The sequence below is a fragment of the Paraburkholderia acidipaludis NBRC 101816 genome (genome assembly GCF_000684975.1).
In the GTDB taxonomy this organism is placed as follows: domain Bacteria; phylum Pseudomonadota; class Gammaproteobacteria; order Burkholderiales; family Burkholderiaceae; genus Paraburkholderia; species Paraburkholderia acidipaludis.
In genome coordinates this window covers 200,363-212,072 of the sequence record NZ_BAXZ01000002.1, presented here as the reverse complement: position 1 = coordinate 212,072, position 11,710 = coordinate 200,363, and the positions used below count along the sequence as shown (strand labels likewise).

The 11,710-nt window shown below is 68.0% G+C and carries 11 protein-coding genes; 7 read left to right on the top strand and 4 right to left on the bottom strand.

What is annotated here, in order from left to right:
• The 5 genes from BAC01S_RS02040 to BAC01S_RS02020 all read left to right on the top strand — a co-directional run bounded on the left by BAC01S_RS02040 (position 1) and on the right by BAC01S_RS02020 (position 4,601).
• Entirely contained in the window at positions 1-813 is an 813-nt protein-coding gene (locus BAC01S_RS02040; protein WP_027793264.1) for an FAD binding domain-containing protein, read from the top strand.
• Positions 814-894: 81 nt separating this feature from the next.
• Positions 895-1,782: an AAA family ATPase gene (locus BAC01S_RS02035; RefSeq protein ID WP_027793263.1), complete on the top strand. Its 888-nt coding sequence runs from the start codon at positions 895-897 to the stop codon at positions 1,780-1,782.
• Between the two features lie 4 nt (positions 1,783-1,786).
• Positions 1,787-3,028, top strand: a complete 1,242-nt coding sequence (locus tag BAC01S_RS02030; protein ID WP_027793262.1) for a vWA domain-containing protein — start codon at positions 1,787-1,789, stop codon at positions 3,026-3,028.
• Positions 3,019-3,606, top strand: coding sequence for a CoxG family protein (locus BAC01S_RS02025; RefSeq protein ID WP_027793261.1), 588 nt, complete (start codon positions 3,019-3,021; stop codon positions 3,604-3,606). Before BAC01S_RS02030 ends, BAC01S_RS02025 begins: the two co-directional genes overlap by 10 nt.
• On the top strand, positions 3,579-4,601 hold the full coding sequence (locus BAC01S_RS02020) for an XdhC family protein (RefSeq protein ID WP_027793260.1): 1,023 nt from the start codon (positions 3,579-3,581) through the stop codon (positions 4,599-4,601). The genes BAC01S_RS02025 and BAC01S_RS02020 overlap by 28 nt, the downstream gene beginning before the upstream one ends.
• A gap of 78 nt (positions 4,602-4,679) precedes the next feature.
• Here the strand turns inward: BAC01S_RS02020 and BAC01S_RS02015 are convergent, their stop codons facing one another.
• Together BAC01S_RS02015 and BAC01S_RS02010 are read right to left on the bottom strand one after the other, a co-directional pair.
• Positions 4,680-4,808 (bottom strand): MFS transporter small subunit, encoded by a 129-nt coding sequence (locus BAC01S_RS02015; RefSeq protein ID WP_027793259.1) that lies wholly within the window; start codon positions 4,806-4,808, stop codon positions 4,680-4,682.
• A 13-nt stretch (positions 4,809-4,821) separates the two neighbouring features.
• Complete coding sequence (locus BAC01S_RS02010; protein ID WP_027793258.1) at positions 4,822-6,216, bottom strand: L-lactate MFS transporter; 1,395 nt, start codon at positions 6,214-6,216, stop codon at positions 4,822-4,824.
• Between the two features lie 403 nt (positions 6,217-6,619).
• Here BAC01S_RS02010 and BAC01S_RS02005 point away from each other — a divergent pair, with 403 nt between their 5' ends.
• Positions 6,620-8,563 (top strand): DUF3857 domain-containing transglutaminase family protein, encoded by a 1,944-nt coding sequence (locus tag BAC01S_RS02005; protein WP_027793257.1) that lies wholly within the window; start codon positions 6,620-6,622, stop codon positions 8,561-8,563.
• Between the two features lie 67 nt (positions 8,564-8,630).
• Here BAC01S_RS02005 and BAC01S_RS02000 read toward each other — a convergent pair whose 3' ends face one another.
• Both BAC01S_RS02000 and BAC01S_RS01995 read right to left on the bottom strand, forming a co-directional pair.
• Complete coding sequence (locus BAC01S_RS02000) at positions 8,631-9,683, bottom strand: serine/threonine protein kinase (protein ID WP_043200821.1); 1,053 nt, start codon at positions 9,681-9,683, stop codon at positions 8,631-8,633.
• Positions 9,684-9,782: 99 nt separating this feature from the next.
• Positions 9,783-9,995 carry a hypothetical protein gene (locus BAC01S_RS01995; RefSeq protein WP_027793255.1) on the bottom strand — a complete coding sequence of 71 codons (213 nt, stop codon included), beginning with the start codon at positions 9,993-9,995 and terminating at the stop codon, positions 9,783-9,785.
• A gap of 390 nt (positions 9,996-10,385) precedes the next feature.
• Here BAC01S_RS01995 and BAC01S_RS01990 point away from each other — a divergent pair, with 390 nt between their 5' ends.
• Positions 10,386-11,636 (top strand): MFS transporter, encoded by a 1,251-nt coding sequence (locus BAC01S_RS01990; protein ID WP_027793254.1) that lies wholly within the window; start codon positions 10,386-10,388, stop codon positions 11,634-11,636.
• Positions 11,637-11,710: the final 74 nt, after the last annotated feature.

The following is an 11,710-nucleotide window of genomic DNA, read 5'->3' as shown; positions in this document are numbered from 1 at the left end:
ATGTATTCATTCGACTACCAGCGCGCAGACGATGCGCAAGGCGCCGTGAAGACGATCGCAGCCGACGCGGACGCCAAGTACCTGGCCGGCGGCCAGAGCCTGCTCGCAGCGATGAAGCTGCGGCTCGCGCAGCCCTCCACGCTCGTGGACGTCACGCGCATTCCCGACCTGAAAGCGCTCTTCGTGGACGGCAAGGTCGTGAAGGTGGGCGCGGCGGTGTGTCATGCCGACGTCGCCGAAAGCGCGCAGGTCCAGAACGCGCTGCCCGCGCTCGCGCAGCTCGCGGCCGGCATCGGCGATCGCCAGGTGCGCGCGCTCGGCACGATAGGCGGCTCGCTCGCGAACAACGACCCGGCGGCCGACTACCCGGCCGCCGTGCTCGCGCTGAATGCGACCATCGTCACCGACCGCCGCCGCATCGCGGCCGACGACTTCTTCCTCGGCATGTACGAGACGGCGCTGGAACCCGACGAGCTGATCGTGGCCGTCGAGTTTCCGGTGCCCGAGCGTGCGGCCTACGAGAAGTTCAAGAACCCGGCCTCGCACTTCGCGCTGACCGGCGTGTTCGTCGCGCAGTTCGCCAATGGCGCGGCGGGCGGGCCCGTGCGCGTGGCGGTCACGGGCGCGGCGCCTTCGGTGTTCCGTGCGGATGCGCTCGAACAGGCGCTCGCGGCGAACTTCACGCCCGCCGCCGCGCGCGCCGTGACTCTCGCCGCCGACGACCTGAACACCGACCTCCACGCCAGCGCCGCCTATCGCGCGCACCTGATCCCGGTGCTCGCGGGGCGCGCGGTAACCGAGGCCATCGGCTAGGTCCGCCACCGGGACGCTCCCGCGCGCAGCCTGCTGCCCGCGGGAGCGCGCCCGCTTACGCTTTCGCTTTTCAGGCACGCCATGCAACCGGCCTCGATCGACGACACCCAGGCGCAGCTTCAATTGCGCGGCTATTTCGCGAGCCGCGAGCTGGCAACCGCCCTCTTCCTCGCACTGCGCATGCAGCGTCCGCTGTTCCTCGAAGGCGAGCCCGGCGTGGGCAAAACGGAGCTCGCCAAGTCCGCCGCCGCGATGCTCGGCACGACGCTGCTGCGGCTGCAGTGCTACGAAGGGCTCGACACCGCGAGCGCGCTCTACGAATGGGACTATCCGCGCCAGATCATGGCGCTGCGCCTGGCGGAAGCGGCGGGCGAAACGCCGCGCAACGACACGCTCTACCGCGACGAATTCCTGCTCAAGCGGCCGCTTTTGCAGGCCTTGCAGCCCGACCCGCAGAACCCTTCGGCGCGGCGCGTGCTGCTGATCGACGAAATCGACCGCGCCGACGAACCGTTCGAGGCCTTCCTGCTGGAGCTTCTTTCGGACTTCCAGGTATCGATTCCCGAATACGGCACGGTGCGCGCCCACGAACCGCCGCTCGTCGTCATCACTTCGAACCGCACGCGCGAAGTGCACGACGCGCTCAAGCGCCGCTGCCTCTATCAATGGCTCGGCTATCCGGACCGCGATCGCGAGCTCGCGATCGTGGCCGCGCGCGCGCCCGAAATCTCGGAGGCGTTGCAGCGCCGCGCGGTGGGTTTCGTGCATCGGCTGCGCACGATGGATCTCTTCAAAGCGCCCGGGATTGCGGAAACCATCGACTGGTGCCGCGCGCTCGAGGCGCTCTCGGTGACCGAACTCGATCCGCAGTCGGTGCAGGACACGCTGGGCGTCCTGCTCAAGTATCAGGACGACCTCGCACAGCTGGACTCGCAGCGCATTGCCGAAGCGCTCGCGGTGGCGGAGTGAGGCGATGAACACCGCGCCCCCCATGCTCGCGCGCAACGTGGTGCACTTCGTGCGCGTGCTGCGCGGCGCGGGCTTGCCGATGTCGCCCGCCCAGGCTGCCGACGCGCTCGAAGCGCTGAGCCTGATCGATCTCGCGCGCCGCGACGACGTGCGCGCGGCGCTGGCCGCCCTGCTCACGGCGGCCCCCGACGAGCGCGAAATCTTCGACGCCGCCTTCGATCTGTTCTGGCGCGACCCCGACTGGGAGAGCAAGCTGCGCGCCCTGCTGCTGCCGAAGGTGCAGGGCGGCCTGCCGCCGCCGCGCCGCAACAACCGTCTCGCAGAGGCGCTCGCGGCCCGTGCCGCCGCGCCGCGCGACGCGAAGCCTCCGCCGCCTGAAGAGTACAAAGAACACGAATTGCGCGCCCACGCGAGCTTCAGCGCCGAAGAACGCCTGCGCCATCGCGACTTCGAAACGCTCACCGCCGACGAATGGCGCACGCTGCGCCATCTGATCCGGGCGCGCCGCCTGCCGCTCGCGACCGAGCGCACGCGGCGGCTCAAGGCGGCCTCGCACGGCACGCACGCCGACCTGCGCGCGAGCGCGCGCCATGCCGTGCGCGCGGGCGGCGACTGGACCGTGTGGAAATACCGGGCGCCCGTCGAGCGCAAGCCGCCTCTCGTGCTGATGCTCGATATCAGCGGATCGATGAGTGCGTATTCGCGCGCGGTGCTTTACTTCTGTCACGCGTTACTGCATTCTCGCGAGCGCCTTCAGGTCTTCCTGTTCGGCACGCGCCTCACGCACGCCACGCGCGCCCTGCGCGAACGCGATCCCGACATCGCGCTCGCCCAGCTCGCCACGCAGGTAGCGGACTGGTCGGGCGGCACGCGCATCGGCGCGACGCTCGGCGAGTTCAATCGCCGCTGGGCGCGCCGCATGCTGGGCGGAAGGGCAACCGTGCTGATCGTCACCGACGGGCTCGATCACGAGGCAAGCGAGACGCTCGCCGCCGAAATGGCGCGCCTGCATCGCTTCGCGCATCGCGTGGTGTGGCTCAATCCGCTCCTGCGCTACTGCGACTTCGCGCCGAAGGCGCGCGGCGTGCAGGCGATGCTGCCGCACGTGGACGCCCACTACCCGGTCCACAACCTCGATTGTCTCGAAGCGTTCGGGCGCAGTCTGAGCGAAGCGCCGTTCGCCGCGCGCGCGCCGCTTCGCATACCGCTGCGCACGTCACCAGAAGGAGGAGCACGATGGAGCTGACCGAAAGCCACTCGCTGCCGGTGCCGCAGCAGCGAGCGTGGGAAGCGCTCAACGACACGGCGATACTCAAGGCCTGCATTCCGGGCTGCGAGAGCATCGAGCCCGAAGGCGAATCCGCCTACGCCGTCGCGCTGACCGCGGCCGTGGGCCCGGTGAAGGCGCGCTTCAAGGGGCGCATGGAGCTGGCCGATATCGACGCGCCGAGGAGCTACACGATCCAGTTCGAAGGCCAGGGCGGCGCGGCGGGCTTCGGCAAGGGCAGCGCACAGGTGAGGCTCGAGCCGGAAGGCGAGAACGCCACGACGCTCACCTACACCGCGAACGCGCAAGTGGGCGGCAAGCTCGCGCAGATCGGCTCGCGGCTCGTGGACGGTGCGGCGCGCAAGATTGCGGCAGAATTCTTCAAACGCTTCGGCGAACAGTTGGGCGGCGGTTCCGCCACCGCAAGCGAAGCAGCAGGGGCCGAACCCGCTCAAACGGACAGTGAAGCAGACAGTGAAAACGCCGCCGAAGAAACATCGGGCGACGACGGAAAAAAGAGGAAACGATCATGGACAGCGTGGATCTCGAGGTCCTGAAGTCCAGCGTGCGCTGGCTGGAGGAAGGGCATCGCGCCCTTCTGGTGACGGTAGTGAAGACGTGGGGCTCGTCGCCGCGTCCCGAGGGCGCGATGCTCGTCGTGCGCGACGACGGGCTCGTGGTGGGCTCGGTCTCGGGCGGCTGCATCGAGGACGACCTGATCGACCGCGTGCGCCGCGAAGGCATCGGCATCGACAAGCCCGAAGCCGTGAAGTACGGCATCACGGCCGAAGAGGCCCATCGTTTCGGACTGCCATGCGGCGGCACGATCCAGCTCGTGCTGGAACCGCTTGGCAGGACGAGCGGCATCGGCGCGCTGCTCGCCGCCGTGGAGCGCGGCGAACTCGTGGCGCGCACGCTCGACATGGCGACGGGCGTGGCCGCGCTCGGCCCCGCCAGCGCCACGGACGGCGTCTATTTCGACGACGCGCAGCTGCTCACCATCCACGGGCCGCGCTACCGCATGCTCGTCATCGGCGCGGGACAGCTCTCGCGCTACCTGTGCCAGATCGCCGTCGGGCTCGACTACCACGTGACGGTGTGCGATCCGCGCGAGGAGTACACCGATACCTGGGATGTGCCGGGCACGACGCTCGTGCGCACCATGCCCGACGACACCGTGCTGGAGATGAAGCTCGACGAACGCTGCGCCGTGATCGCGCTCACGCACGATCCGAAGCTCGACGATCTCGCGCTGATGGAGGCGCTCAAGACACCCGCGTTCTACGTGGGCGCGCTCGGCTCGCGGCGCAACAATGCGGCACGGCGCGAGCGGCTCAAGGAGTTCGATCTGAGCGAGGCGGAGCTGGCGCGGCTGCACGGGCCGGTGGGCATTTACATCGGCAGCCGCACGCCGCCCGAGATCGCCGTGTCGATTCTCGCCGAGGTGACGGCCGCGAAGAACGGTGTCTCGCTGCCCACCATTCTCCAGGTCGAGGGCGCGAAGGCCGCGCGCGAAATCTCGGCCAGCGTCGGGTCGGCCTGCCACGTTTGAGCGGCTTTGCGTGCAGCGGGCGGGCCGCGGCCCTCGCCGGCGGCCCGCGCTGTCGAGACGGCGCATGGCCGTCTCCGCTTACCCGAAGAGTTTCATCGCCTGGGTAAGCGTACTGGTTACGCCCCATGCAAGCGGCACCAGCACATAGAGCCAGAAAACCGCCATCAGCAGCTTGTTCGAGGATTTCGTGGCAACGGTCGTGCTCATCGTTCGAGACTCCTTAATTTCCGGCCGCGAGCTGCGACTCGCTCATGTGATGTTTCTCGTGCACGCGCGTGACGAGCAGATTGCAGACGAAACCGATCACCAGCAGCACCGCCATGATGTGCACGGTCATCGTGTAAGCGTCGGCCTTCGCGACGCCGTGCGCCACCTGATAAGCGCGCACGTAGTTGACGAGCACCGGCCCCGCGACGCCGGCCGCGGCCCAGGCGGTCAGCAAACGCCCATGGATGCCGCCGACGAACGCCGTGCCGAACATGTCCGCGAGGTAGGCGGGCACGGTGGAAAAGCCGCCGCCGTACATCGAAAGGATCACGCAGTACGCGAGCACGAACAGCACGATGTTGCCGCTCTGCGCGAACTGCGGCACCGCGTAATAGAGCACCGCCCCAAGCACGAAGAAGATGTAGTAGGTGGTCTTGCGGCCCACCCAGTCGGAAGCCGAAGCCCACACGAAACGCCCGCCCATGTTGAAGAGCGAGAGCAGGCCCACGAAGCCCGCCGCGGCCGCCGCCGTCACGGTGCCCTTGAAGCTCTCCTGGATCATCACCGAAGCCTGCCCCAGGATGCCGATGCCGGCCGTCACGTTGAGAAACAGCACGAGCCAGATCAGGTAGAACTGCGGCGTCTTGAGCGCCTGATCGATATGGACGTGCGCGCGCGAAACGAGCCTGGCCGTGGTCGCGGGCGGCGTCCAGCCTTCGGGCTTCCAGCCCGGCGGCGGCACGCGGATCGCGAGCGAGCCGATCGACATGGAGATGAAGTAGACCACGCCGAGCACGACGAAGGTCTGCGCGACGCCCATGCTCGTGTCGCTCGCGAAATGCTTCATCAGCATCACGGAGAGCGGCGCCGCGATCATCGCGCCCCCGCCGAAGCCCATGATCGCGAGGCCCGTGGCCATGCCGCGGCGGTCCGGAAACCAGCGGATCAGCGTCGAAACGGGCGAGACATAGCCGAGCCCGAGCCCGATGCCGCCGATCACGCCGTAGCCCAGATACAGCATCCAGATTTCGTGCAGCCACACGCCGAGCGCCGAAACGAGAAAGCCGCCGCCGAAGCAGCAGGCCGCCGTGAACATCGTGCGGCGCGGCCCCACGTGTTCGAGCCACTTGCCGGCGAACGCGGCCGAAAGCCCGAGGAAAACGATGGCGAGCGAGAAAATCCAGCCGAGCGTGGTGAGCGACCAGTCATCGGGCGCCGATTGCGTGATGCCGATCACCTTCGTGAGCGGCGCGTTGAATACCGAGAAGGCATACGCCTCGCCGATGCACAGATGCACGGCAAGCGCGGCGGGCGGCACCATCCAGCGCGAAAAGCCCGGCGGCGCGATCGTGGCCTCCTTCGAAAAGAAAGGTGGGGCACCGGACGTCGAATCCGCAACGCTGCTCATTTTGGTCTCCTGTTCTGGGGCGTGTGGGTAATTGCGTGTGGCTACATCGAGCCGCGCACCCCACCTGGCTGGATGTACGGTGCGCTTAAATGTCGCAGAGCGACTGCCCGGAACCTTAGTCCCCACCGCAGGCGTTGGCAATATGAGACATCTATGCATATGGGATGCCCCCAGGTCCAGCAGCCCCCGGCAGCGACCAACGAGACCGCGCAACACGGCCCCATGCGCCTGTCCGCACCATTACACGATCGAAAGGAGTCCCCATTGGCCGCGCCCGCAACGCGACCTCCGGCGTTGTGCGCGGCGCCCGCTTGACAAGCGGATCGCGTGACTTTTAAGTGGGAACGTTGCGTTCGACAGCCGTGCCCCCCACACATCCGTTGCCAACCGCACGAACACGCCCATGCGCCTCGCCCACCTGATCGCGCTATGCATTGCCCTTGCCGGCGCGGCGGCGCACGCGACCCGTGCGGCCAACGCGCCGAATGTGCCCAGTGCGGCCCTGCCCGACGACAACGCGCAGGCACCCTATACCAACGAGTCGGAAACGCAGACCTACACCGTCAACAAGGACGGCTCGTTCATCAAGCTGGACAAGCTCACGCTGCGCGTGAACACGGAAGCGGGCGTCGAGCGCGCCGGCCAGTACTACATCTGGTTCAACCGCGAAATGGCCGACGTCGAGGTGCTGGACGCCTGGACCGAGGACGCCCACGGCGGCCGCCACGACGTGCAGCCCGGGCAGATCCGCGACGTCCAGGAAGTGCGCTCCTTCGACGCGCCGATGTTCCAGGACGTGGAGGACAAGGTCATCGTGTTCCCGGCCGTCGAGCCCGGCGCCCGCGTGCACCTCACCTATCGCAAGACGCAGCGCACGCCGGTCGTGGCGGGCTGGTTCAGCGACTTCACGCCGCCCGACCTCGCGCCCACGCGCGACTTCCGCGTGATCTACGACATGCCCGCCTCGGAACCGCTCTATGCCGACGCGCGCGGCTTCACGGCGCTGCCGCCGCGAACCTCGGGCGAGCGCACGCGCTACGAATTCCGCTACGACAAGGCGAATTTCGGGCGCCTCGAATACGGTTCGGTTTCCTACGTAAGCTATGGCGACCGGCTCATGGTCTCGACCTTTCCCGACTATGCGGCGTTCGCGGCGGTGTATCGCGAGTCGGCGGCCGATCCGGGCGCGCGCGATCCGTCGCTCGTCGCATTCGCGAAGCGCCTCACCGAACACGACGCGACACCGCGAGCGAAGGCGCAGACGCTCTACGACTGGGTGCGCCGCAATATCCGCTACGTAGCGATCAATATCGGACGCGGCGAGATCGTGCCGCACCGCGCCACGGACATCCTTGCCAACCGCTACGGCGACTGCAAGGATCACGTGGCGCTCTACGGCGCGCTGCTGGCCGCAGTGGGCGTGAAGAGCGAGCCCGCGCTGGTCAACAGCGGCACGGTCTACACGCTGCCCGACGTGCCGGGCTTCGGCGTGATCAACCACGTCATCACCTGGCTGCCCGATCTGCAGCTGTTCGCCGACTCCACGGCGAACAACATCGAGTTCGGCTTCTTGCCCTCCACCGACATGGACCGCGTGGCGGTGCTCGCGGGCGACGGCACGCGCATACGCACACCGGCCACGGCATCGACGACGCGCGAGAGCGACCTCGACATCACCGTCGCGCCCGACGGCTCCGCACACTTCGTGTTCCGCCTGCAGGCAACCGGCTGGGCCGCCGAGCAGACGCGCAGCGTGCTGCGTCTGCAAACGCCCGCGCAACGCGAAGAATCGCTGCAGTGGGAACTGCACAACGCGAACCTGCGCGGCACGGCAACGATCGCGACGAGCCCGCTCGAAGCGACGAGCGGCCCGCTCGTGCTCATGCTCACGGGCCAGCTGGACGGCTTCGTCGACCCGGAGATGACCACGCCCGTCCCGGCGCTCACGAGCTTCGTGGGCGGGCTCGACGCGAACCTGCGCTACTGGCTGGGCGAGCCGCGCCGCACGCAGCCGTTCGTGTGCCGCAACTTCGTGGCCACCGAACGCGCGCGCATCGCGCTGCCGGCGGGCATGCGCGTGCTGGACGTGCCCACGCCGCAGCACGCCGAAAATGCCTACGTCGACTTCAGTTCGGAGTACACACTCGATCCGGCGACGAACGTGCTGCGCGTCACGCGCACGGGGCGCACGCATTTCGCGAGCGACGTCTGCACGCCCGACGAATTCACGCAAATGCGTCCGGCGTTCGAAACGATGTCGCGCGACCTGCGCGCGCAGTGGATCATCAAGCCGACGACGAACACCGCCGCGACCGGGCAGCCGGTACGCGCGGCAAGCTCGCAATGAGAGACAAACGGGAGACAGCCGGCCGAGAGCCGGCCAGCAGCGGTCTCACGCCGGTCTCACGCCGGCCTCACACCGGCCAGAGCGGCCCTTCCTGCATCGCGCCGATCTGTTCGCGCAACTCGAGAATGCGCTCTTCCCAGTAGCGTTGCGTGTTGAACCACGGAAAGGCGGCAGGGAACGCCGGATCGTGCCAGCGCCGCGCCAGCCACGCCGAGTAATGCAGGAGCCGCAGCGTGCGCAGCGCCTCGATCAGATGGAGCTCGCGCGGCTCGAATTCCGCGAAGTCCTCGTAGCCCGCGAGCAGGTCCGCGAGCGCGCGCGACGCCCCCGCGCGATCGCCCGGCAGCAGCAGCCATAAATCCTGGATAGCGGGACCCATGCGGCTGTCGTCGAAGTCGACGAAATGCGGTCCGGCATCGGTCCACAGCACGTTGCTCGGGTGGCAGTCGCCGTGCAGGCGCAGCGTGCGCACCTCGCCCGCGCGCTCGAACGCGGCCTCGGCGCCTTCCAGCGCGAGATTCGCGGCCGCCTCCCAGGCGCCGCGCACGTCGGCGGGCACGAAGCCCTGCCCGATCAGATAGTCGCGCGGTTCGTAGCCGAAGGTCTGGATGTCGAGCGTGGGCCGCGCGCGATACGGCGTGAGCGCACCCACGGCATGAATGCGGCCGATGAAACGGCCAAGCCATTCGAGCGTATCGCTGCGGTCCAGATCGGGCGCGCGGCCGCCGCGCCGCTCGAACAGGGAAAAGCGAAAGCCCTCGAAGCTGTGCAGCGTGCGGCCTTCGAAGGCGAGCGCCGGCACGGCCGGAATCTCGCGCGCGGCGAGTTCGGCGACGAAGGCATGCTCTTCGAGGATCGCCTCGTCCGACCAGCGCTCGGGACGATAGAACTTCGCGACGATAGGCGCCTCGTCCTCCACGCCCACCTGGTAGACGCGGTTCTCGTAGCTGTTGAGCGCGAGCATGCGGCCGTCCGTGCGGCGGCCGGCCGGCATCAGCACGCTGTCGACGGCGTCGAGCACGCATTCGGGCGTGAGTCTTGCGTAGGGTGCAGACGGGGAAGCCGGCGACGCGGGAGTGTCGTCGGGGAAAGGAGGTTGAGAAGAGGGATCGAGAGTCATACCCGCAATTGTGCCTTCTGCGGGCCGGCTGGGCGAGTAATACGATCGTTCTGCTGCCGGGCGCGTCGCGCGCCCGGCGCCGGCTTCAACCTGCCAGTGTCAATGCACGAGCGAACCCGCCGGCAGGACGTGCTCGCCCGTGTCGATCAGGTCTTCCAGAAAAAAGGGTTCGGTGTTGAGCTGCTTCGATGCGCCAGGCTCGCCGATGTACCAGGTGACCATGGCCATATTGCCGAGAATGCGCATCACGATGCCCCGCGCGCCATGCGGGACGGCGATGTGGACAGTGCGGACGATAGAACCGACTTGCATGATGTTTCCCCGTTCTCCATGCCGGCTTTCCTGCGTGAAACGCCGGTCAATTTGCTGAACCAGGCCTGTGGGCACCAACGGTTGTGCTCACATCCATACCAACGCCGGCGGCCTGCCGTTTTGCGCGCGCCATGCGCGTCAGGCCGGACCGGTTAACGCATTGTTGCCTGTTTGGGCCTGCGCGCAAAGCAAAAAATTAGGGGGGTGAATCCTCTGCCCCATGTTCGTGCCGGCATGATCAGGTGCCCGAATCGGCCGCTTTTCTTACAAGAGACGAACCATAGCAGACGATTAAGTCATCTCTTCGAACCGCCGGCGCTGCGGCCCCGGCGTCGCGATTCACACAACTGGCGTATCGTTGCGCCTTTGTTATCTTTCGGAGACCTTGCCGTGACCGTTTCACCGGGCGCCGATCGCAATTCCACGGCCCCCTCGCCGTCGACCGCACCGTATCTCGAACGAGGCTCGCGTGCCTATTGGCGCGCCTGTCTCGCGCTGCTGTTCGCGGGCTACGCGACCTTCTCGCTGCTCTACTGCGTGCAGCCGCTCCTGCCCGCGTTCTCGCAGGCATTCGGCGTGAGTCCCGCCCAAAGCAGCCTCTCGCTTTCGCTCAGCACCGCCGCGCTCGCGGGCGCGATCTTCATCGCCGGCTTCGTTTCCGAAGGCTGGAGCCGGCGCGCCATGATGACCGCTTCGCTCAGCGCGTCGGCGCTGCTCACGCTCGCGGCCGCATTCGTGCCGCACTGGCACGAACTGCTGGTGCTGCGCACGCTCGAAGGCCTCGCGCTAGGCGGCGTGCCCGCGGTCGCCATGGCCTGGCTCGCCGAAGAGATGCACCCCGACGGTCTCGGCCTCGCCATGGGCCTCTATGTCGGCGGCACCGCCATTGGCGGGATGGCCGGGCGCGTCATCACGGGCGTCCTCACCGATCTGTTCGGCTGGCGCGTGGCCGTCGGCGCGATCGGTGCGCTCGGCATCGCCTCGATGCTCGCGTTTCGCGCGCTGCTGCCCCCGTCGCGCCACTTCGTGCCGAAGAAGGGTCTTGGCTTCGCCCATCACCGCGCCGCGCTCCTCCAGCAGTTCGCGCGGCCCGGCCTGCCCGTGCTGTTCGCCATGGGCTTCGCGCTGATGGGCAGCTTCGTCACGCTCTACAACTACATCGGCTACCGACTCATCGCCGCGCCCTACCACCTGAGCCAGTCCGCCATCGGCGCGATCTTCATCGTCTATCTGACGGGCGTGGTCGCCTCGCCATGGTCGGGCCGCATGGCCGACACGTTCGGCCGCGGACGCGTCCTGATCGCAAGTCTCGCGATCATGCTCGCAGGCGTCGTGCTCACGCTCTTCACGCCGCTCGCGCTGATCGCCAGCGGCATTGGCTGCCTCACGATCGGCTTCTTCGCCGGGCACTCCGTGGCCAGCGGCTGGGTCGGCCGGCTCGCGCGCGAGGCCAAGGGCCAGGCCGCGGCATTGTATTTGCTCGCCTATTACCTCGGGTCGAGCATCATGGGCTCGATTGGCGGGCACTTCTGGGCAACGGGCGGCTGGCCGGGCGTCGCGGGGATGGTGGCCGTGCTGCTGGTCGCGGGCCTGGGCGGAGCGTGGACGCTGCGCCGGCGCGAGCTGGCCGGAACGGCTTGACGCCGAACGCCGGCCGCCTGGTGCCGCCTCGACGCGAAAGGCATTCGTAACCCAGGCGATGCAGCGCACACCGT

Coding starts and splice junctions, on each gene's coding strand:
- BAC01S_RS02040 (WP_027793264.1), top strand. CDS start 1: ATGTATTCATTCGACTACCAGCGCGCAGACGATGCGCAAGGCGCCGTG.
- BAC01S_RS02030 (WP_027793262.1), top strand. CDS start 1,787: ATGAACACCGCGCCCCCCATGCTCGCGCGCAACGTGGTGCACTTCGTG.
- BAC01S_RS02005 (WP_027793257.1), top strand. CDS start 6,620: ATGCGCCTCGCCCACCTGATCGCGCTATGCATTGCCCTTGCCGGCGCG.
- BAC01S_RS02015 (WP_027793259.1), bottom strand. CDS start 4,808: ATGAGCACGACCGTTGCCACGAAATCCTCGAACAAGCTGCTGATGGCG.
- BAC01S_RS01995 (WP_027793255.1), bottom strand. CDS start 9,995: ATGCAAGTCGGTTCTATCGTCCGCACTGTCCACATCGCCGTCCCGCAT.
- BAC01S_RS02025 (WP_027793261.1), top strand. CDS start 3,019: ATGGAGCTGACCGAAAGCCACTCGCTGCCGGTGCCGCAGCAGCGAGCG.
- BAC01S_RS02000 (WP_043200821.1), bottom strand. CDS start 9,683: ATGACTCTCGATCCCTCTTCTCAACCTCCTTTCCCCGACGACACTCCC.
- BAC01S_RS02010 (WP_027793258.1), bottom strand. CDS start 6,216: ATGAGCAGCGTTGCGGATTCGACGTCCGGTGCCCCACCTTTCTTTTCG.
- BAC01S_RS02020 (WP_027793260.1), top strand. CDS start 3,579: ATGGACAGCGTGGATCTCGAGGTCCTGAAGTCCAGCGTGCGCTGGCTG.
- BAC01S_RS02035 (WP_027793263.1), top strand. CDS start 895: ATGCAACCGGCCTCGATCGACGACACCCAGGCGCAGCTTCAATTGCGC.